Below are 20,292 nucleotides of genomic sequence, written 5' to 3'. Positions count from 1 at the left end.
GGGGCGGATGCCTAGGGCTTTTTTGGCCAGCTGGGCACTTCACGACGGGCGCCGGTGGGCAGGGCCTGGGCCGGCATTTCGCCCCATTGGCCCTGGCCTTCGCTGGGGTTGGCGTTGGATGGCGCCGGTGCCTGGGGGCTTTGCCCGGACTGTGGCGCGCTGGGCGGTGTCTCCCGCCGCCGGTGGCGCAAGGCGAACTCGGCCACGGCGTCGATATCCTCCTCGGCAATCGCCGGGGCGCCACGCCAGGCGGCATGGGCGCGGGCCGCGCGCAGCCAGACCAGGTCGGCGCGCAGGCCGTCCACGGCAGCAGCAAAGCAGCGCTCGGTAATCAGCGCCAGGGCCTGGTCGTCCAGCGGGATGCTGGCCAGGGCGGCCCGCGCCTGTTGGCAGCGCTCGCGCAATGCCGTCTGGGGTTCGGCCCACTGGGCGCAGAAGCCCTGGGGATCGCTGTCGAAATCCAGGCGGCGGCGAATGATCTGCCCGCGCTCCTGGGGCGCGGGCTGGCCGCTGAGGGCGACGTTGAGGCCAAAACGGTCCAGCAGTTGCGGACGCAGTTCGCCCTCCTCCGGGTTCATGGTGCCGATCAGCACGAACTTCGCCGAATGGCGGTGGGAAATACCGTCGCGCTCGATCAGGTTGGTGCCGCTGGCGGCCACGTCCAGCAACAGGTCCACCAAGTGGTCAGGCAGCAGGTTGACTTCATCGACGTAGAGCACGCCGCCGTCGGCCTTGGCCAGCACCCCCGGAGAAAATTGCGCCCGGCCCTGGCCCAGGGCGGCGTCCAGGTCCAGGGTGCCCACCAGACGCTCTTCGGTGGCGCCCAGGGGCAAGGTGACGAACTGCCCGCTGGCCAACAGGTCCGCCAGGCCCCGGGCCAGGGTCGACTTGGCCATGCCCCGTGGGCCTTCGATCAGCACGCCGCCGATCTTCGGGTCGATGGCGGTCAGGCACAGGGCCAGTTTCAGTGCTTCGGCGCCGACCACGGCGGACAGCGGGAAATGTGGGGTGTCGCTCATGTCAGGGTCTCGCTTGGGTCGGGGGGTGTCCCGCAGGACGCTTTCGCGAGCAAGCTCGCTCCTACAACGGCAATGCCAGCCCTGTAGGAGCGAGCTTGCTGGCGATCGAGTGCGCAGCACTCGCCGCCTCAGGAATCTTCTTCTATATCCAGCAGCAGGTTTTCCAGGGCTTCACGATAATCGCCGGGCTCTTGCCACAGGCCACGCTGCTGAGCTTCCAGCAGGCGCTCGGTCATGTCCCGCAGGGCGTGGGGATTATGCTGGCGGACGAACTCGCGGGTCGAGCCATCGAGCAGATAGGCATCGGCCAGCAAGGCGTACTGGTGATCGTCGATCAGTTCGGTGGTGGCGTCGAAGGCGAACAGGTTGTCCAGGGTCGCGGCCATTTCGAAGGCGCCCTTGTAGCCATGGCGCTTGACCCCTTCGATCCACTTCGGGTTGGCCGCCCGGGAACGGATCACCCGGTTCAGTTCTTCCTTGAGGGTACGGATCTTCGGCAGGTCCGGCTGGCTGTGATCGCCGTGGTAGCTGGCGGCCTTGGCGCCGCTGAGGCTTTCCACCGCCGCCAGCATGCCGCCCTGGAACTGGTAGTAGTCGTTGGAGTCCAGCAGGTCGTGCTCGCGGTTGTCCTGGTTCTGCAGCACCGCCTGCACCCGGCTCAGGCGGGTGGCGAACTGCTCGCGGGCGGCAGTGCCTTCGTCGCTGCCACCATAGGCGTAGCCACCCCAGTTCAGGTAGACCTCTGCCAGGTCCTCGCGGCTCTGCCACAGGCGGCCGTCGATGGCGCCCTGGACCCCGGCGCCATAGGCCCCCGGCTTAGCGCCGAAGATCCGCCAGCCGGCCTGGCGCGAGGCGGCGTCGGCATCCAGCCCAGAAGCCTCCAGGGCCGCGCGCTCGGCACGCACCCTGGCCGCCAGCGGGTTCAAGTCCTCGGGTTCATCGAGAGCCGCTACCGCCTGCACCGCCGCATCGAACAGGCGGATCAGGTTGGCGAAGGCATCGCGGAAGAACCCGGAAACACGCAGGGTCACATCGACCCGCGGCCGGTCCAGCAGGCTCAGGGGCAGGATCTCGAAGTCATCGACCCGCTGGCTGCCGGTGGCCCACACCGGGCGTACCCCCATCAGGGCCATGGCCTGGGCGATGTCGTCGCCACCGGTGCGCATGGTGGCGGTGCCCCAGACCGACAGGCCCAATTGCAGCAGGTGGTCGCCGTGATCCTGCAAGTGGCGTTCGAGAATCAGGTTGGCCGACTGGAAACCGATGCGCCAGGCGGTGGTGGTGGGCAGGTTGCGCACATCCACCGAGTAGAAGTTGCGCCCGGTGGGCAGCACGTCCAGGCGCCCGCGGCTTGGCGCGCCACTGGGGCCGGCAGGCACGAAACGCCCGTTCAGGGCGTCCAGCAGGCCGCGCATTTCCGCCGGGCCACAGGCGTCCAAACGCGGTGCGACCACCTCGCGCAGGCCGTCGATGATGCTCTGCACCGGCTCCCAGCCGGGTTCGTCCAGCTGTGGGACGGGCCCTTGCAGCGCCGCTTCGATCAACCCGGCGGCGTAGAGCTCCAGGCGCTCGCGAACGTCACCGGCGGTGCGCCACAGCGCCTTGCTCAACTGTTGCAGCACGGGCGGGCGGCGCCCGGTCCAGGGCTCGGACAGGGCACAGTCCAGGGGGTCGAAACCCAGGCCGAAAGCCTTGGCCAGGGCCCGCAGCAGGCTGGCATGGGCGCCCTTGCCGTCGCCCCGGGGAATGCGTAGCAGGGCCAACAGGGTGTCGATGCGCAAGCGCCCCTCGGGGGACTCGCCGAACAGGTGCAGGCCATCGCGGATCTGCGACTCCTTGAGGTCGCACAGGTAGGTGTCCAGGCGCGGCAGCCAGAGCGCGGCGTCGGCGTCGCTGTCGAGCTGTTCGCCCAATTGCAGCTCGCGGTCGATATGGGTCTCGCGCACCAGCTTGAGAATGTCCCGCTGCAGCTCCCGGGCCCGGCGCGGGTCCAGCAACTGGGCTTCGTAGTATTCGTCCGCCAGCAGTTCCAGGTTGCGCAGCGGGCCATAAGTCTCGGCGCGGGTCAGGGGCGGCATCAGGTGATCGATGATCACCGCCTGGGTGCGGCGCTTGGCCTGGGCGCCCTCCCCCGGGTCGTTGACGATGAACGGGTAGATGTTCGGCAACGGCCCCAGCAGCGCATCCGGCCAGCATTGCTCGGAAAGCCCCACGCCCTTGCCCGGCAGCCATTCCAGGTTGCCGTGCTTGCCGACATGGATCAGCGCGTGGGCGCCGTAGGCCTGGCGCAGCCAGAAGTAGAACGCCAGGTAGCCATGGGGCGGCACCAGGTCCGGGTCGTGGTAGACCGCGCTGGGGTCCACCTGGTAACCCCGGGCCGGCTGGATACCGACGAAGGTCAGGCCAAAGCGCAGGCCGGCGATCATCATCCGCCCGTTGCGGCACATCGGGTCCTGCTGCGGCGTGCCCCAGCGCGCCAGCACCGCTTGGCGGTTGGCTTCGGGCAGGGCCTGGAACAGCGTCAGGTAGTCGGCCATGGCCAGGCTTTGCTGGCAGGGGCGCTGGTCGAGGCTGTCCAGGTCGTTGCTCACCCCACCCAGCAACTGCTGGATCAACTCGGTGCCGCTGGCGGGCAGTTCGGCCGGCAGCGGATAGCCTTCGGCGTGCAGTGCCTTGAGGATGTTCAGCGCCGCCGCCGGGGTGTCCAGGCCTACACCGTTGCCAATGCGCCCGTCCCGGGTCGGGTAGTTGGCCAGTACCAGGGCCACGCGTTTGTGGCCGTTGTCCAGGCGCCCCAGTTCGACCCAGCGCCGGGCCAGTTCGGCGACGAAATCCATGCGTTCGGGCTGGCCGCGATAGCAGACCACGTCCGACTGGCTGCGCTCGCTGCGCCAGGCCAGGTCCTTGAAGCTGATGGGCCGGCTGATGATGCGCCCGTCCAGTTCCGGCAAGGCGATGTGCATGGCCAGGTCCCGCGGCCCCAGGCCCTGCTCGCTGTCACGCCAGCCCGGTTCGTTGTCCTGGGCGCAGATCGCCTGGATCACCGGGATATTGCGGCGGAACGGCCGCAGGTGCGGGGCTTCGGGGCTGGACTGGGCGAAGCCTGTGGTGTTGAGGATCACCCCGGCCGCGGTTTCATCCAGCCAGTCTTCCACCTGGCTCAGGCAGCCCGGTTCCTTGAGGCTGGCCACCGCTATCGGCAAGGGGTTGAGGCCCGCCGCCAGCAAGCGCTGGCAGAACAGGTCGATAAAGCCGGTGTTGGCCGCCTGCAGGTGGGAGCGGTAGAACAGCAGCGCCGCCACGGCTTGCCCCGGCTGCCAGTCGGCCTGCCAGTCACTGAGGGCAGCCTGGCTTTTGTGCGGGTGGTAGATCGCCGTGCGTGGCAGGGCCTGCGGCTCGCTCCAGGGGTAGTTGCGCCCCAGCAGGCCGCTGGCCAGGCAGCGATAGAAGTTCAAGGCGTTATCGCGGCCGCCCTGGCGCAGGTATTGCCACAGGCGGTCGCGTTCGCCGGCAGCCACCGTGCTCAAGTCGCTGAGTTCCGGGTCCAGGCGGTCGTCCCCCGGCACCAGGATCAACTGCACCCCGCGCCTGGACAGCTCCACCAACTGCTCGACGCCGTAGCGCCAGTAGGCGATGCCACCGTGCAGGGAAATCAGGATGACCTTGGCGTGGCGCAGCACCTGGTCCACATACAGGTCCACCGAGGCGTGGTTCTGCACCTGCATCGGATTGGCCAGGCGAAAGCTCGGGTAGTCCTCGGGCAATTGCTCGGCGGCGTCCGCCAGCAGCGCCAGGCTGGAATCGCCGCTGCACAGGATCACCAGCTCGGCGGGGGTTTGTCCCAGGTCGGCAATGTTGTCATCCGACACGAAACCGCCGGGCTGGGTCCTGAGCAGGTGCATGGCTTAGACGCTGAGTGCGGCGCGCAGTTGCGCTTCGAGCTGGGCGGCGTCCAGTTCCTGGCCGATCAGCACCAGGCGCGTGGTACGGGCCTCGTCGGCGCCCCACTTGCGGTCGAAGTGCTTGTCGAAGCGCGTGCCCACGCCCTGGATCAGCAGGCGCATCGGCTTGTTGGGGATCGCGGCGAAACCCTTGACCCGCAGGATGCCGTGCTTGACCACCAGTTGGGTCAGGGCGTCCAGCAGCAGGCTTTCGTCGGCCTGGGGCAGCTCGATGGAGATGGAATCGAAGGCGTCGTGATCGTGGTCGTCGTGATCGTCATCGCCGTCATGGTGATGGTCGTGGTGGCTGTGGCGGCCGTCGATGTGTTCCTCGGAACCGGCACCCAGGCCCAGCAGCACGTCCAGGGGCAGGCGACCGCTGCTGGCTTCGATGACCTTGACCGCCGGCGGCAGCTCCTCGGCCACTTCCAGGCGCACCTTGGCCAGGTCTTCGGGGCTGATCAGGTCGGTCTTGTTGAGGATCACCAGGTCGGCGCTGGACAGCTGGTCGGCGAACAGCTCATGCAGGGGCGATTCGTGGTCCAGGTTGGGGTCGAGCTTGCGCTGGGCGTCCACTTGATCGGGGAAGGCAGCGAAGGTGCCGGCGGCCACGGCCGGGCTGTCGACCACGGTGATCACCGCATCGACGGTGCAGGCACTGCGGATTTCCGGCCACTGGAAGGCCTGGACCAGAGGTTTGGGCAGCGCCAGGCCGGAGGTCTCGATGAGGATGTGGTCCAGGTCGCCGCGGCGCGCCACCAGTTCGCGCATCACCGGGAAGAACTCCTCCTGCACGGTGCAGCACAGGCAACCGTTGGCCAGCTCGTAGACTCGGCCGCTGGCCTCTTCCTCGGTGCAGCCGATGGCGCATTGCTTGAGGATTTCGCCGTCGATGCCCAGCTCGCCGAATTCGTTGACGATCACCGCAATGCGCCGGCCCTGGGCGTTGTCCAGCATGTGCCGCAACAGGGTGGTTTTGCCCGAGCCGAGGAAGCCGGTGACGATGGTGACGGGAAGTTTGGCCAGTGTTTTCATCGGATGCCCTTTGGCAAAAGGAGGCGGGCAAACGGGACGAGAACCGCAACGCCGGGCGCGCGGAGATTTCGCCACCGGATCACCCCGCCCGGTTGTAGTGAGAATCTTGGATCGAGGCAGGTCTCCTGGCTGAGGGCTTGCCAGTCGTCGGACCGGCGATTGCTGCGCCTTCCCACCGGCGTCGTCGACACCCATGCAGTGGCCTTGCAGCAATCGAACCCTTCACAGTTGCGGGGGCAGCCGCGGCATCGACCGCGTTCCCTTCTTAGCTTCGACCCATGGCCGAAGAACCTCGAAAGCGCAAGGCTACGCAGAGCCAGGGGGACGGTCAATCGACAATGCGCCCGTAGCAGCCGGCTTGCCGGCGAAAGAGCCATTGAACCTTGCACGAGCGCGGCGCACACCTGCGCAGCGGTCACGGCAATTGACGCCCCTGCCCCGCCCATGATCTCCTACACACCTTGTTACGGGTGCCCTTTACAGGGTGAAACGGGAAACCGGTGAATCACGTGCTTAACTAAAAAGCCGTGGCCAGTCCGGTGCTGCCCCCGCAACGGTAAGCGAGCGAAGTGTCAGATCCACTGTGCCAAGGCATGGGAAGGCGACACTTGCCGGCACGGCATGACACAGCCCTGCCCCTCGCAAGCCCGGAGACCGGCCCGCAACACTTACATAACAACCCGCGGTGGGCGGGCGCTGTTGCAAACCCTGCGTGGCCATCACGCGGGGTTTTCCTGCGCCTCTACCCCGCTGACACTCCAGAGGGAAGCGCCATGTCGATCATCAGCAGCACCAGCCACTCCGCCAGCACGACCTCCACCCTGAGCCAGCGCCTGGTGGCCGCCATCGGCGCCTCGATCCTCGGCGCGTGCCTGGTGTACTTCGCCGGCTTCTCCCACATCGAGGCGGTGCACAACGCGGCTCACGACACCCGCCACAGCGCCGCCTTCCCTTGCCATTGAGACCTGCCGACATGATCAAGCGTATCGCGCAAACCGCAGGTTTCACCGGCCTCTTGGCCGCCCTGCTGCTGACCCTGCTGCAAAGCTTCTGGGTCGCCCCGTTGATCCTGCAGGCGGAAACCTATGAAAAGGCCCCCGCGGCCGAAGTCCATGAGCACGCCGAAGGCGCCATGGCCGTCCACAGCCACGATGCCGAAGCCTGGGAGCCGGAAGACGGCTGGCAGCGCGTGCTGTCCACCACCGGAGGCAACCTGGTGGTGGCCGTGGGCTTCGCCCTGATGCTGGCCGGCCTCTACACCCTGCGCGCGCCGAACCGCACGTCCCAGGGCCTGCTCTGGGGCCTGGCCGGCTATGCCACCTTCTGCCTGGCGCCGACCCTGGGCCTGCCGCCGGAACTGCCGGGCACCGCCGCAGCCGACCTGGCACAGCGGCAGATCTGGTGGGTCGGCACCGCCGCCTCCACCGCTCTGGGCATTGCCCTGATCGTGTTCGCCCGCAACTGGCTGCTGAAGATCCTGGGCGCGGCCATCATCGCCGTACCCCACGTGATCGGCGCGCCGCAGCCGGAAGTGCATTCGATGCTGGCCCCGGAAGAACTGGAAGCGCAATTCAAGATCGCCTCGCAGCTGACCAATGCGGCCTTCTGGCTGGCCCTCGGGCTGATCAGCGCCTGGTTGTTCCGACGCAAGAGCGCGGGCCAGTACTCGGCATGATCGAAGTGAGCGCAGCGCCGACCCTGGTGGTCGGCCTGGGCTGCCAGAAAGGCTGCCCGGTGACCACGCTGCGCGCCTTGCTCGACCAGGTCCTGGCGGCGCACCAGTGGCAGGCCCGACAGGTCCTGGCCCTGGCCAGCATCGACCTCAAGCGCAACGAACCCGGCCTGCTGCAACTGGCGGAGCAACTGGAACTGCCGCTGACCTGTTTCAGCAGCGGCCAGCTCGCCCCCTTTGCCCTGCGCCTGAGCCACCGCTCGCAAATCGCCTTCGAACGTACCGGCTGCTACGGCGTGGCCGAAAGTGCCGCCCTGGCCCTGGCCGAACAGCTGTCACCCGGCCCGGCCACACTGCTTGTTCCCCGGCAAAAATACGCCCAGGCCACCCTGGCATTGGTCGCCGCCCGGTAGAATCCCCGATAATTCCCGCCTTCGATCATGAGCAATCTTCATCTGAAGCACGGCTCCCGACCTTTTTTCACAGGACACAGCCATGACTGTCTATTTCATCGGCGCCGGCCCCGGCGACCCGGAACTGATCACCGTCAAGGGCCAGCGCCTGATCCATCGTTGCCCGGTGATCATCTACGCCGGCTCCCTGGTCCCCCAGGCAGTGCTCGACGGGCACCGCGCGGAGCGGGTGATCAATAGCGCCGAACTGCACCTGGAGCAGATCATCGAGGCCATCAAGCAGGCCCATGCCCGGGGCCAGGACGTGGCCCGGGTGCATTCCGGCGACCCGAGCCTGTATGGCGCCATCGGCGAGCAGATCCGCTGCCTGCGGGAGCTGGGCATCCCCTTCGAGATCATCCCCGGGGTCACCGCCACCGCCGCCTGCGCTGCCCTGCTGGGGGCCGAACTGACCCTGCCGGACGTCTCCCAAAGCGTGATTCTTACCCGCTACGCGGACAAGACCGCGATGCCTGCCGGCGAGGATTTCGCCAGCCTGGCGGCCCACGGCGCCACCATGGCCATCCACCTGGGGGTCAATCACCTGTCGAAGATCGTTGCCGAGTTGCTGCCCCACTACGGCGCAGATTGCCCGATTGCAGTGGTGCACCGCGCCACCTGGCCGGATCAGGACTGGGCCCTGGGAACCCTGGCGGACATCGTCGATCAGGTGGCGGCCAAGGGTTTTCGGCGCACGGCACTGATCCTGGTGGGCCGGGTGCTGGCCACGGATGCATTCAGCGAATCGTCGCTGTACCGCGCCGGGCACGCACACCTCTACCGCCCTTGACTCCCTTTGCGGGAGCTGGCTTGCCAGCGAAGGCGATCTGGGAATTGGTGCAAGGCTCTAGGGCCCTTTCGCCGGCAAGCCGGCTCCTACGGAGGCTTTTGGGGGGAGCTGGCTTGGGGGCATAAAAAAACGGCGCTCACGGGGCGCCGTTTTTTCAAGTCGCAGCGAACGCCTTAGTAGTAGGCGTTTTCTTTCTGCGTGTGGTCGGTGACGTCACGTACGCCCTTGAGCTCCGGAATGCGCTCGAGCAGGGTGCGCTCGATGCCTTCCTTCAAGGTCACGTCGGCCTGGCCGCAGCCCTGGCAACCGCCGCCGAACTGCAACACGGCAATGCCGTCCTCGACCACGTCGATCAGGCTGACCTGGCCGCCGTGGCTGGCCAGCCCCGGGTTGATCTCGGTTTGCAGGTAGTAGTTGATGCGCTCGTTGACCGGGCTGTCGGCATTGACCATCGGCACCTTGGCGTTGGGCGCCTTGATGGTCAGCTGGCCGCCCATGCGGTCGGTGGCGTAGTCGACCACCGCATCATCGAGGAAACCTTCGCTGAAGGCGTCGATGTAGGCGGTGAAGCTTTTCAGGCCCAGGGCCTTGTCTTCGGGTTTCTCTTCGCCCGGCTTGCAATAGGCGATGCAGGTCTCGGCGTACTGAGTCCCTGGCTGGGTGATGAAGATGCGGATGCCAATCCCCGGGGTGTTCTGCTTGGATAGCAGATCAGCCAGATAATCGTGGGCGGCGTCGGTAATGGTTATGGCGCTCATGGTGGTTCCTCGCAGACGTGGGCGCAGTTTACGCCAATCCAAGCCGCTGACAAAGTCCTAGTATTTTTGTCGGGATAGACTTTGGTATAGAGCGTCCCCGGGCCGCGCCAAGGCGCAGTCCGGGGGCGATGACAGCTCTATGTCAGAGGTTTTCGTAACGGTTCATGTCCAGGACCCCGGCTTCCACCGGATCGGTTTCCTGCAGGTAGCGGGTCTGGTCATGGAAGTACTGCCAGAACTGCGGATGGCTGCGGCGGATGCCCCAGCGCTCGACGATCTTCTCGAAGCTGGCGGCGTCCCGGGCCGCCTGCATGGCGTCGACGAACTCCGGCACTTGCCCGGCCGGTACGTTGAACATGAAGTTCGGATAGCTGCTGAGAATCCCCGGGAATATGGTCAGGGTGTCCAGCCCCGGCTGGTAGCGCAGCGACTCGCCGAGCATGAAGGCCACGTTACTGTGGGCGCGGTTGCGCAGCATGCTGTAGAACTCGCGCTTGCCGCTGGCGGTCTGGACACGCAGCAGGGTCGCTTCCGGCAACTGTTCGATGACCTTGAGGCCCGCCGCCGGGCGCGATGCCAGGCGGCTCAGGGCCTGCTCGGCATCCTGCAGCGCCGGGTCGATGTTCGGGCGTGAGCAGTAGGCGCTGTCACAGCGGTTGATCGGATCCGGCTTGGCGTTGAGGTCGCCATAGCGGGCCAGCAACTGGTTGGCGAAGTCCTTTTTCGGGTCCTTGAGGTCGAGCTTCAGCGCGCTGCGCTTGTCGTCGTCGATGGACTCGTAATCCAGCCACATCTTGAACTTGCCGCTGTTCTGGTACCAATCGTCGAGGAAATCCTCGCGGGTGCCGGCGGGCATCAGGCGCAGGAAGTTCTGCTCCGCGCCATTGCGGATCAGGTCGAAGTACAACCGGGTCTGGGCCTGGTGGGAGACGTTGCCGAACACGTCGAAGTTCACCGCCAATTGATAGTAGGTGCGCTCCAGCAGCGGGTAGTCGAACAGCCACATCGTCTGTGGCACTTCGCCGATCAGGCCCTTGGTCACCGAGGCGCTGTCGAAGTGGCGGAAGATGCTCAGCAGCGCGTTGTCGTTGCCGGCCCACAGGGTCGACCAGCTGGGCGCCGGCGAATCGGCATAGGAATCGCGGCGCAGGGCCTCGTACTCGTTGCGCTTGTCGCGATAGGCCAGCCACAGGCTGAGCACGCTGCCGACGTCGTCGTTCTGCCCGGGCATGGCCAGCAACGGCGTGGCCTGGCCGCGATAGGCCGGGTCGGTGATGTACAGGTCATGTTCGGGGGCCTGGAACAGCGCCCAGAAGTTGTCGCGGATCACGTCGGTGGCGATCTGCCCGCGGCACACCGGGCCACGGATAAAGGTGCGCACGAAGTATTCGGCGTTATCCAGCATGAACTGGTAGCGGGCCTTGGCCGGAATCGCCTCGAAGGTCTCGAACGGGTTGGCCCGGCGCGCCGGCCCGTAGCCCGGCAGGGCCGTGACCTGCCAGTCGCCGCTGTAGAACAGGGTCTTGACCCGGGCCATCTTCGCCGCGCTCAGCGGGTAGGTGATATGGGTCTTGTGCACGATCACCCCTTGCACCGGCCACAGGCGGTAGTACACCTGGGTGCCCGGGTCGTCGTTGGGGCGACGGGTGTTGATCAGGTCGATGGGCTGGCCACTGGGGGTACGGGAACGCACCCACTGGAAGAAATGCCCCGGCTCGCCGCCTTCAAAATAGAGATGGGCGAGGAACAAGTGTTCGTAGAGCCAGCGCGCCACCAGGCTCTCCCGGGCGCCAGGGGCGTTGAGCAGGTTTTCCCACTGAGCCACTTGCAGGCTTTCCCGGGCACTGGGGGCCAGGCCTTGCTCGTCGATGGGCGCGCCCGAGGCCAGCCAGCGTTGCAGGGTCAGGTATTGCTGATCGGTCAGGCCGGTGACCGCCAGGGGCATGCCTTCCTTGGGGTGAGCCCCGGCATAGGCGTCGAACTCCGCCGGCTGCGGGCACATGTTCTCGCGGCTCAGGCCCAGGGCGATCTCGCTGGGCAACTTGGCGTTGGGTTGCAGCGGGGTGCGATGGCCCAGTTCCAGCATGCGCGCCATCAGCGCCGCCTGGCTGCCCTGGGCGTCAAGCACCGAATAGAAGCCCTTCTGCTGCCAGGCACGCTGGCCAGTGGCGTCATAGAACAGCCGCGTAGGCGCTTGGGCCTTGCTGCGCTCGCCGTCGTACACCGGAATCTTCGAAGCACCGCGGCTGGCCCCCTCGCCACTGCCCAGGTTGAGCTGACAGGCGGAGTCGTAACAGGCATGACAGGCCACGCATTTCTCGGTAAAGATCGGCTGGATGTCGCGGGTATAGGAAATCACCGGCGCCGGACCTTGTGCCAGGCACACTGAACTCAGAAGCAGCAGCGCGCTGCTGACGATAAAACGAAACGGCATGTCCCTGGTCCCGAAAGAAAAAAACGCCGCGATTCTACCGGTCTCACTCCTCGACCAACATGAGCGATATTCATGCAAAAACCACGCATGCCGCAAAACCATGCAGGTTTGCTATGATCGCCGCCCTTCGTAATGGCCTTACCAGGTAGTTCTCATGTCCGATCGCAGTGCTCGCCTCCACGCCCTCCAGCAAGCCCTCAAAGAGCGCATTCTGATTCTCGATGGCGGCATGGGCACCATGATCCAGAGCTACAAGCTCGAAGAACATGACTACCGTGGCAAGCGCTTCGCCGACTGGCCCAGCGACGTCAAGGGCAACAACGACCTGTTGGTGCTGACCCGCCCGGACGTGATCGGCGCCATTGAAAAAGCCTACCTGGATGCCGGTGCCGACATCCTCGAGACCAACACCTTCAACGCCACCCAAGTGTCCCAGGCCGACTACGGCATGGAAGAACTGGTCTACGAATTGAACGTAGAAGGCGCCCGCCTGGCGCGCAAGGTGGCGGACGCGAAAACCCTCGAGACCCCGGACAAGCCACGTTTCGTCGCTGGCGTCCTGGGCCCGACCAGCCGCACCTGCTCGCTGTCGCCGGACGTCAACAACCCCGGCTACCGCAACGTCACCTTCGATGAACTGGTGGAAAACTACACCGAGGCCACCAAGGGCCTGATCGAAGGCGGTGCCGACCTGATCCTGATCGAGACCATCTTCGACACCTTGAACGCCAAGGCCGCGATCTTCGCCGTGCAGGGCGTGTTCGAGGAGTTGGGCTTCGAACTGCCGATCATGATTTCCGGGACCATCACCGATGCTTCCGGGCGCACCCTCTCCGGCCAGACCACCGAAGCCTTCTGGAACTCCGTGGCCCATGCCAAGCCAATCTCGGTGGGCCTGAACTGCGCCCTGGGCGCCAGCGAGCTGCGCCCCTATCTGGAAGAGCTGTCGAACAAGGCCAGCACCCACGTCTCGGCGCACCCCAACGCCGGCCTGCCGAACGAGTTCGGCGAGTACGACGAGTTGCCGGAACAAACCGCCAAGATCATCGAAGAGTTCGCCCAGAGCGGCTTCCTCAACATCGTCGGCGGCTGCTGCGGCACCACCCCGGGGCATATCGGCGCCATCGCCAAGGCCGTGGCCGGTTATGCCCCGCGACAGATCCCGGACATCCCCAAGGCCTGCCGCCTGTCGGGCCTGGAGCCCTTCACCATCGATCGCAACTCGCTGTTCGTGAACGTCGGCGAGCGCACCAACATCACCGGCTCGGCCAAGTTCGCCCGGCTGATCCGCGAGGACAACTACACCGAGGCCCTGGAAGTCGCCCTGCAGCAGGTGGAAGCCGGCGCCCAGGTGATCGACATCAACATGGACGAAGGGATGCTGGATTCGAAGAAGGCCATGGTGACCTTCCTCAATCTGATCGCCGGCGAGCCGGACATCTCCCGCGTGCCGATCATGATCGACTCTTCCAAGTGGGAAGTGATCGAGGCCGGCCTCAAGTGCATCCAGGGCAAGGGCATCGTCAACTCCATCAGCATGAAGGAAGGCGTCGAGCAGTTCATTCACCACGCCAGGTTGTGCAAGCGCTACGGCGCCGCCGTGGTGGTGATGGCCTTCGACGAGGTCGGCCAGGCCGATACCGAGGCGCGCAAGAAGGAAATCTGCAAGCGCTCCTACGACATCCTGGTCAATGAAGTGGGCTTCCCACCGGAAGACATCATCTTCGACCCGAACATCTTCGCCGTGGCCACCGGCATCGAGGAACACAACAACTACGCCGTTGATTTCATCAACGCCTGCGCCTATATCCGCGACGAGCTGCCCTATGCCCTGAGCTCCGGCGGTGTGTCCAACGTGTCGTTCTCGTTCCGCGGCAACAACCCGGTGCGTGAAGCGATCCACTCGGTGTTCCTGCTGTACGCGATCCGCAACGGCCTGACCATGGGCATCGTCAACGCCGGCCAGCTGGAGATCTACGACCAGATCCCGCAACAGCTGCGCGACGCCGTGGAAGATGTGGTGCTCAACCGCACGCCCAACGGCACCGACGCGCTGCTGGCCATCGCCGACCAGTTCAAGGGCGACGGTAGCGTCAAGGAAGCGGAAACCGAGGAATGGCGCGGCTGGGAAGTCAACAAGCGCCTGGAACACGCGCTGGTCAAGGGCATCACCACCCATATCGTCGAAGACACCGAAGAGTCGCGCCAGAGCTTCAGCCGCCCGATCGAGGTGATCGAAGGCCCGCTGATGTCCGGCATGAACGTGGTCGGCGACCTGTTCGGCGCCGGCAAGATGTTCCTGCCCCAGGTGGTGAAGTCCGCCCGGGTGATGAAACAGGCGGTGGCCCACCTGATTCCCTTCATCGAGCTGGAAAAAGGCGACAAGCCGGAGGCCAAGGGCAAGATCCTCATGGCCACGGTCAAGGGCGACGTGCACGACATCGGCAAGAACATCGTCGGCGTGGTCCTGGGCTGCAACGGCTACGACATCGTCGACCTCGGGGTGATGGTGCCGGCGGAGAAGATCCTCCAGGTGGCCAAGGAGCACAAGTGCGACATCATCGGCCTGTCCGGGCTGATCACCCCGTCCCTGGACGAGATGGTCCACGTCGCCCGCGAGATGCAGCGCCAGGATTTCCACCTGCCACTGATGATCGGTGGCGCCACCACCTCCAAGGCCCACACCGCGGTGAAGATCGAGCCCAAGTACAGCAATGACGCGGTGGTCTACGTCACCGACGCCTCCCGCGCGGTGGGCGTGGCCACCCAATTGCTGTCCAAGGAGCTCAAGGCCGGCTTCGTGCAGAAGACCCGCGAGGAATACGTGGAAGTGCGCGAGCGCACCGCCAACCGCAGCGCCCGCACCGAGCGCCTGAGCTACCCGGCGGCCATCGCCAAGAAGCCGCAGTTCGACTGGAGCAGCTACCAGCCGGTCAAACCGACCTTCACCGGCGCCCGGGTGCTGGACAACATCGACCTCAAGGTGCTGGCCGAATACATCGACTGGACGCCGTTCTTCATCTCCTGGGACTTGGCCGGCAAGTACCCGCGCATCCTTGAAGACGAAGTGGTGGGCGAAGCTGCCACCGCGCTGTACAAAGACGCCCGGGAGATGCTCGACAAGCTGATCAACGAAAAGCTGATCAGCGCCCGCGCCGTGTTCGGCTTCTGGCCGGCCAACCAGGTGCAGGACGACGACCTGGAAGTCTACGGCGATGACGGCCAGCCCCTGGCGCGCCTGCACCACCTGCGCCAGCAGATCATCAAGACCGATGGCAAGCCGAACTTCTCCCTGGCCGACTTCGTGGCGCCGAAGGACAGCGGCGTCACCGACTATGTCGGCGGCTTCATCACCACCGCCGGGATCGGCGCCGAGGAAGTGGCCAAGGCCTACCAGGATGCCGGCGACGACTACAACTCGATCATGGTCAAGGCCCTGGCCGACCGTCTGGCCGAAGCCTGCGCCGAGTGGCTGCACCAGCAGGTGCGTAAAGACTACTGGGGCTATGCCAAGGATGAGCAGTTGGACAATGAGGCGCTGATCAAGGAGCAGTACAGCGGCATCCGCCCTGCCCCGGGCTATCCGGCCTGCCCGGATCACACCGAGAAGAGCACCCTGTTCGCCCTGCTCGACCCCGAGGCCAGCGAAGGCCGCGCCGGCCGCAGCGGCGTGTTCCTCACCGAACACTTCGCCATGTTCCCGGCGGCGGCAGTCAGCGGCTGGTACTTCGCCCACCCGCAGGCGCAGTACTTCGCCGTGGGCAAGGTCGACAAGGACCAGGTGCAGAGCTACACCGAGCGCAAAGGCCAGGACCTGGCCGTAAGCGAACGCTGGCTGGCACCAAACCTGGGTTACGACAACTGACCCAGACGCGGTAGGAGCCGGCTTGCCGGCGAAGGCGGTCCCCGGGGCCTCTTCGCTGGCAAGCCCATTCCTGCAACCGCCCGCCACCCCGGGCGGCATTGTCTATGCTCTGTTGACACCCAACCGTGTCGAGGGATTTATGGACGATCCAAGCAAGGACAATCAGCCTCCGACCTTCCTGCAGATGCTGCAAAGCGTGCTGGCCGCCGCCTTCGGCGTACAGAGCGGGAAGAACCGCGCCCGCGACTTCAGCCACGGCAAGCCCAGCCACTTCATCGTGCTGGGCATTCTGTTCACCACCCTGTTTGTTCTGGTGCTGCTGGGCATCGCCAACCTGGCGATGCACCTGGCGGGGGTCTGAAGCGGCGTCAGCGCAGCAACAGCTGCAAACCGAAGGGATAGCGGTAGCTGTCCGGCTTGCCTTGGACGGACAGCCCGCGAAAATCGACCCTGGTGCCCACCTGATCCCCCAGGCGCAACAACTGCCGGGCCTGGGCCGGGGTCAATGCCTGGAACAGCGACAGCTGCCAATCCGGCCCGCCCAGGCGCCGGGCGTCCAGCCCCAGGGCATCATCGTGCAACGCCACCAGGGCCCAGCCCCCCAGGGTGAAGTGCCCCGCCTCCAGCACCGACAACTTGCCGTCGATCAGGGCCTGCAAGGCCTCGGGCGAACTGTTGACTCCACTGAACAGCAGATCCGTTCCCGGCTTGCGGCCCAGTTCCCGGGCCGCTTGCATGGCCCCCAGGGCCATTTCGTCATTGGCCGACCAGACCAGTTGGGTTTTCGGGTAGCGCTTGAGCAACTGTTGCGCCTGGCGGTAGGCGCGCTCCCGGTTCCATTCGCCATAGACCAACTGACGCAAATGCACCTGCGGATGTTCGGCCAGGGCCCGGCGCAAGCCGCGCTCGCGCAACTGCGCCGCAGGCGTGACCTTGAGCCCGGAAAATGCAAGCAGTTCGATGCCGTGCCCTGCCGGGACCGGCCCAAGCTTGTGCAGCAGCTCCTTGAGCATGCGGTAGCCGGCTTCCTCATCGTCGCCCACCATGCTGCCGATCCAGTCCGAATAGTTCTGCCGGCTCTGCCCGATCAGTTCCCGCTGGTCCAGGGTCAAAGGGCTGTTGACGATAAACAGCTTGATCCCGGAACCCTGGGACAGACGCAGGATCTGCGGAGCCACGTACTGTTCGTTCACCAGCATCAGGTAATCGGGTTTGTCGCGGCCCTGGAACAGCTCCCGGGCCTGCTGCAGAGTGTTCTGCGGATCGCGCTCGGCATAGAGGATGCGCAGGTCAAGCCCCAGGTCCCGGGCCGCGGCCTGCATGAACTGCGAATAACTGACCCAGAAGGTCTCCGTGGAATTGCCGGGATTGAGAAACACCACCGATGTGGCATGAGCGACCGCCCAGAACGGCAGACTCAGGCACAACAGCCACTTGCACAGACGCTTGAACATTACGAGAAGAGCCCCAGAATTTCGCCCAGGCAGTATAACTGGCAAAGTGCTGGCCAACGGCGGCAAATTGTCATGATTGTCCGACAATTCAGGCTCTTTTTTATCGCTCGACTACTGGTGACTGACCCAGAACACGGCCGTACCCACGACCAGTATGATCAGAAAGAGAATGGCCCAAGCATCAACGCTACTGTCACTTTTCCTTACTTTGGTTGGATGGCTCATAGCATCGCCTCTAGTAGATTTTGTCGGTGACTGCTCAAAGACACGTCCACAGTTAAGACCAGGATTGCCCCTACCACAAATGGGGTTACTCTCACGCCCCTACCGTTAGTCGTTTTGGTTCTGTGCATATACTCAAACATCACTTTTGCGCATAACCGCAAACTGGTATCGTTCGGCGGCTCCGTTGGGAGTGCGCGGCCGTGCGCGCAGATTTGCTTACATGGGTGGCGTGAAGCGTGAACGAAGGCAAGACGAGGTGAGACCGGCGAAAACCGCGCTGGACGCCAGTCCGAGCAGCGTACCGAAGCCGTTCACCGCAGTATTTGCCAAGTGCGCTTGAGCGCCGCCTGTAGCCTGAGAACTGGACCTATATGTACGTATACGACGAGTACGATCAGCGGATCATCGAGGACCGCGTCAAGCAGTTCCGTGATCAGACCCGACGCTATCTGGCAGGCGAGCTGAGCGAAGAAGAATTCCGCCCCCTGCGCCTGCAGAATGGCCTTTATATCCAACGTTTTGCCCCGATGCTGCGGGTCGCCGTGCCTTACGGCCAACTGACCTCGCGCCAAGCGCGGATGATGGCCAAGATTGCCCGCGACTACGACAAGGGCTACGCGCACATCAGTACCCGGCAGAACGTGCAGTTCAACTGGCCGGCCCTGGAAGACATCCCGGACATCCTCGCCGAACTGGCCACCGTGCAGATGCACGCGATCCAGACCAGCGGCAACTGCCTGCGCAACGTCACCACCGACCAGTTCGCCGGTGTCGCCGCCGACGAGCTGATCGACCCGCGCCCCTGGTGCGAGATCGTCCGCCAGTGGACCACCTTCCACCCGGAATTTGCCTACCTGCCGCGCAAGTTCAAGATCGCCATCAACGGCTCGACCTCTGACCGCGCGGCCATCGAAGTCCATGACATCGGCCTTGAGCCTGTGTACAACGCCGCCGGTGAGCTGGGTTTCCGCGTGCTGGTGGGTGGCGGCCTGGGCCGTACCCCGGTGGTCGGTGCCTTCATCAACGAGTTCCTGCCCTGGCAGGACCTGCTGAGCTACCTCGACGCCATCCTGCGGGTCTACAACCGCTACGGCCGGCGTGACAACAAGTACAAGGCGCGGATCAAGATCCTGGTCAAGGCCCTGACCCCTGAAGTGTTCGCCGAGAAGGTCGAGGCCGAGATGGCCCACCTGCGTGGTGGCCAGACCACCCTGACCGATGCCGAAGTGCATCGCGTGGCCAAGCACTTCGTCGACCCGGACTACAAGACCCTGAGCAACCAGGACGCCGAACTGGCCGCCCTGGACCAGCAGCACCCGGGCTTTGCCCGCTGGCGCACGCGCAACACCCTGGCCCACAAGAAGCCGGGCTACGTGGCCGTGACCCTGTCGCTCAAGCCCACCGGTGTAGCGCCGGGAGACGTTACCGACAAGCAGTTCGACGCCATCGCCGACCTGGCCGACCGTTACAGTTTCGGCCAGCTGCGCACCTCCCACGAGCAGAACATCATTCTCGCCGACGTCGAGCAGAGCCAACTGTTCACCCTGTGGGGCGAGTTGCGGGAGAACGGCTTCGCCACGCCGAACATCGGCCTTTTGACCGACATCATCTGCTGCCCGGGCGGCGACTTCTGCTCCCTGGCCAACGCCAAGTCGATCCCGATCGCCGAATCCATCCAGCGCCGTTTCGACGACCTGGACTACCTGTTCGACATCGGTGAACTGGACCTGAACATCTCCGGTTGCATGAACGCCTGCGGCCACCACCACGTGGGCCACATCGGCATCCTCGGGGTGGACAAGAAAGGCGAGGAGTTCTACCAGGTGTCCCTGGGTGGCAGCGCCAGCCGCGACGCCAGCCTGGGTAAGATCCTCGGCCCGTCCTTCGCCCAGGACGACATGCCCGACGTGATCTCGAAGCTGATCGACGTGTACGTGGAACAACGTACCGAAGACGAACGCTTCATCGACACCTATCAACGTATTGGCATCGACCTCTTCAAGGAGCGCGTCTATGCAGCGAATCATTAAGAACAACGAGGTCATCGACGAAACCTGGCACCTGCTGCCCAAGGACGCGACCCTCGACGGCATTTCCAACTGCGACGACCTGATCGTGCCACTGGCCCTGTGGCGCGAGCATGCTCACGCCCTCAAGGCCCGCGATGGCGGCCTGGGTGTATGGCTGGATGCGGACGAAGAAGCCGAGGAAATCGGTGACGACGTCGAGCAGTTCCAGGTGATTGCCCTGAACTTCCCGGCCTTCACCGATGGCCGCAACTACTCCAACGCTCGCCTGTTGCGTGACCGCTACGGCTACAAGGGCGAGTTGCGAGCGATTGGCGACGTGTTGCGCGACCAGCTGTTCTACCTGCACCGCTGCGGCTTCGATGCCTATGCACTGCGGGCCGACAAGGACCCCTACGAAGCCTTGGAAAGCCTCAAGGACTTCTCGGTGACCTACCAGGCCGCCACCGACGAACCGCTGCCGCTGTTCCGTCGCCGCTAAGCCCTGGCGCCAACAAAAAGCCCTGAACCGGGAAACCGGTTCAGGGCTTTTTTGTGCCGCCTACCACTTCCACCGTAGGAGCCGGCTTGCCGGCGAAGAGGCCCTCGGGCCTTGTGCAAAGCTTGCGACCGCCTTCGCT

Annotated in this window: 14 protein-coding genes and 2 riboswitches; of the genes, 8 read left to right on the top strand and 6 right to left on the bottom strand. The window is 65.0% G+C overall.

Features of this window, described 5'->3' with window-relative positions; genetic code table 11:
• Window positions 1-11: 11 nt before the first annotated feature.
• The 3 genes from BM382_RS00185 to cobW form a co-directional block, all read right to left on the bottom strand.
• On the bottom strand, window positions 12-1,019 hold the full coding sequence (locus tag BM382_RS00185; RefSeq protein WP_011061929.1) for a magnesium chelatase ATPase subunit I: 1,008 nt from the start codon (window positions 1,017-1,019) through the stop codon (window positions 12-14).
• A gap of 128 nt (window positions 1,020-1,147) precedes the next feature.
• The gene (gene cobN / locus BM382_RS00180; protein WP_072441235.1) at window positions 1,148-4,921 is read right to left on the bottom strand and encodes a cobaltochelatase subunit CobN; all 3,774 of its coding nucleotides are present in this window, start codon (window positions 4,919-4,921) and stop codon (window positions 1,148-1,150) included.
• 3 nt (window positions 4,922-4,924) lie between these two features.
• The gene (gene cobW, locus BM382_RS00175) at window positions 4,925-5,995 is read right to left on the bottom strand and encodes a cobalamin biosynthesis protein CobW (protein WP_011061931.1); all 1,071 of its coding nucleotides are present in this window, start codon (window positions 5,993-5,995) and stop codon (window positions 4,925-4,927) included.
• A gap of 97 nt (window positions 5,996-6,092) precedes the next feature.
• A riboswitch (cobalamin riboswitch) is annotated at window positions 6,093-6,305 on the bottom strand.
• Window positions 6,306-6,446: 141 nt separating this feature from the next.
• A riboswitch (cobalamin riboswitch) is annotated at window positions 6,447-6,673 on the top strand.
• 95 nt (window positions 6,674-6,768) lie between these two features.
• On the opposite strand from cobW, the gene BM382_RS00170 reads away from it, so the two are divergent.
• From BM382_RS00170 to cobM, 4 genes are all read left to right on the top strand, one after another.
• Window positions 6,769-6,957, top strand: coding sequence for a CbtB domain-containing protein (locus tag BM382_RS00170; RefSeq protein ID WP_011061932.1), 189 nt, complete (start codon window positions 6,769-6,771; stop codon window positions 6,955-6,957).
• Window positions 6,958-6,968: 11 nt separating this feature from the next.
• Window positions 6,969-7,670 (top strand): CbtA family protein, encoded by a 702-nt coding sequence (locus tag BM382_RS00165; RefSeq protein ID WP_072441231.1) that lies wholly within the window; start codon window positions 6,969-6,971, stop codon window positions 7,668-7,670.
• The gene (locus BM382_RS00160; protein ID WP_011061934.1) at window positions 7,667-8,080 is read left to right on the top strand and encodes a cobalamin biosynthesis protein; all 414 of its coding nucleotides are present in this window, start codon (window positions 7,667-7,669) and stop codon (window positions 8,078-8,080) included. The genes BM382_RS00165 and BM382_RS00160 overlap by 4 nt, the downstream gene beginning before the upstream one ends.
• Window positions 8,081-8,162: 82 nt before the next feature.
• Complete coding sequence (gene cobM, locus BM382_RS00155; RefSeq protein ID WP_019094335.1) at window positions 8,163-8,909, top strand: precorrin-4 C(11)-methyltransferase; 747 nt, start codon at window positions 8,163-8,165, stop codon at window positions 8,907-8,909.
• A 173-nt stretch (window positions 8,910-9,082) separates the two neighbouring features.
• Here the strand turns inward: cobM and nfuA are convergent, their stop codons facing one another.
• A complete protein-coding gene (nfuA, locus tag BM382_RS00150; RefSeq protein ID WP_011061936.1) occupies window positions 9,083-9,667 on the bottom strand; it encodes a Fe-S biogenesis protein NfuA in 585 nt (194 codons plus the stop codon).
• A gap of 142 nt (window positions 9,668-9,809) precedes the next feature.
• Window positions 9,810-12,101: a fatty acid cis/trans isomerase gene (locus BM382_RS00145; protein ID WP_019094334.1), complete on the bottom strand. Its 2,292-nt coding sequence runs from the start codon at window positions 12,099-12,101 to the stop codon at window positions 9,810-9,812.
• Window positions 12,102-12,255: 154 nt separating this feature from the next.
• Here BM382_RS00145 and metH point away from each other — a divergent pair, with 154 nt between their 5' ends.
• Together metH and BM382_RS00135 are read left to right on the top strand one after the other, a co-directional pair.
• Window positions 12,256-15,966 (top strand): methionine synthase, encoded by a 3,711-nt coding sequence (gene metH, locus BM382_RS00140; protein WP_072441228.1) that lies wholly within the window; start codon window positions 12,256-12,258, stop codon window positions 15,964-15,966.
• Between the two features lie 139 nt (window positions 15,967-16,105).
• Entirely contained in the window at window positions 16,106-16,327 is a 222-nt protein-coding gene (locus BM382_RS00135) for a DUF2970 domain-containing protein (RefSeq protein ID WP_015636084.1), read from the top strand.
• Window positions 16,328-16,334: 7 nt separating this feature from the next.
• Here BM382_RS00135 and BM382_RS00130 read toward each other — a convergent pair whose 3' ends face one another.
• A complete protein-coding gene (locus tag BM382_RS00130) occupies window positions 16,335-17,420 on the bottom strand; it encodes an ABC transporter substrate-binding protein (protein WP_072441225.1) in 1,086 nt (361 codons plus the stop codon).
• Window positions 17,421-18,016: 596 nt separating this feature from the next.
• On the opposite strand from BM382_RS00130, the gene BM382_RS00125 reads away from it, so the two are divergent.
• Window positions 18,017-19,675: a nitrite/sulfite reductase gene (locus BM382_RS00125; protein ID WP_011061941.1), complete on the top strand. Its 1,659-nt coding sequence runs from the start codon at window positions 18,017-18,019 to the stop codon at window positions 19,673-19,675.
• Window positions 19,659-20,153 carry a DUF934 domain-containing protein gene (locus BM382_RS00120; protein WP_011061942.1) on the top strand — a complete coding sequence of 165 codons (495 nt, stop codon included), beginning with the start codon at window positions 19,659-19,661 and terminating at the stop codon, window positions 20,151-20,153. The genes BM382_RS00125 and BM382_RS00120 overlap by 17 nt, the downstream gene beginning before the upstream one ends.
• The last annotated feature ends 139 nt before the right edge of the window (window positions 20,154-20,292 follow it).

This window comes from Pseudomonas sp. NFPP25 (genome assembly GCF_900116505.1).
Lineage (GTDB): Bacteria > Pseudomonadota > Gammaproteobacteria > Pseudomonadales > Pseudomonadaceae > Aquipseudomonas > Aquipseudomonas protegens.
The sequence above is the reverse complement of the archived record's forward strand: the minus strand, read 5'-3'. Positions and strand labels throughout refer to the sequence as shown.

Bases quoted from the DNA above. Each gene is read 5' to 3' on its own strand.
- metH (WP_072441228.1), top strand. From the start codon at position 12,256: ATGTCCGATCGCAGTGCTCGCCTCCACGCCCTCCAGCAAGCCCTCAAA.
- nfuA (WP_011061936.1), bottom strand. From the start codon at position 9,667: ATGAGCGCCATAACCATTACCGACGCCGCCCACGATTATCTGGCTGAT.
- cobN (WP_072441235.1), bottom strand. From the start codon at position 4,921: ATGCACCTGCTCAGGACCCAGCCCGGCGGTTTCGTGTCGGATGACAAC.
- cobW (WP_011061931.1), bottom strand. From the start codon at position 5,995: ATGAAAACACTGGCCAAACTTCCCGTCACCATCGTCACCGGCTTCCTC.
- BM382_RS00170 (WP_011061932.1), top strand. From the start codon at position 6,769: ATGTCGATCATCAGCAGCACCAGCCACTCCGCCAGCACGACCTCCACC.
- BM382_RS00125 (WP_011061941.1), top strand. From the start codon at position 18,017: ATGTACGTATACGACGAGTACGATCAGCGGATCATCGAGGACCGCGTC.
- BM382_RS00185 (WP_011061929.1), bottom strand. From the start codon at position 1,019: ATGAGCGACACCCCACATTTCCCGCTGTCCGCCGTGGTCGGCGCCGAA.
- BM382_RS00160 (WP_011061934.1), top strand. From the start codon at position 7,667: ATGATCGAAGTGAGCGCAGCGCCGACCCTGGTGGTCGGCCTGGGCTGC.
- BM382_RS00145 (WP_019094334.1), bottom strand. From the start codon at position 12,101: ATGCCGTTTCGTTTTATCGTCAGCAGCGCGCTGCTGCTTCTGAGTTCA.
- cobM (WP_019094335.1), top strand. From the start codon at position 8,163: ATGACTGTCTATTTCATCGGCGCCGGCCCCGGCGACCCGGAACTGATC.
- BM382_RS00135 (WP_015636084.1), top strand. From the start codon at position 16,106: ATGGACGATCCAAGCAAGGACAATCAGCCTCCGACCTTCCTGCAGATG.
- BM382_RS00165 (WP_072441231.1), top strand. From the start codon at position 6,969: ATGATCAAGCGTATCGCGCAAACCGCAGGTTTCACCGGCCTCTTGGCC.
- BM382_RS00130 (WP_072441225.1), bottom strand. From the start codon at position 17,420: ATGTTCAAGCGTCTGTGCAAGTGGCTGTTGTGCCTGAGTCTGCCGTTC.
- BM382_RS00120 (WP_011061942.1), top strand. From the start codon at position 19,659: ATGCAGCGAATCATTAAGAACAACGAGGTCATCGACGAAACCTGGCAC.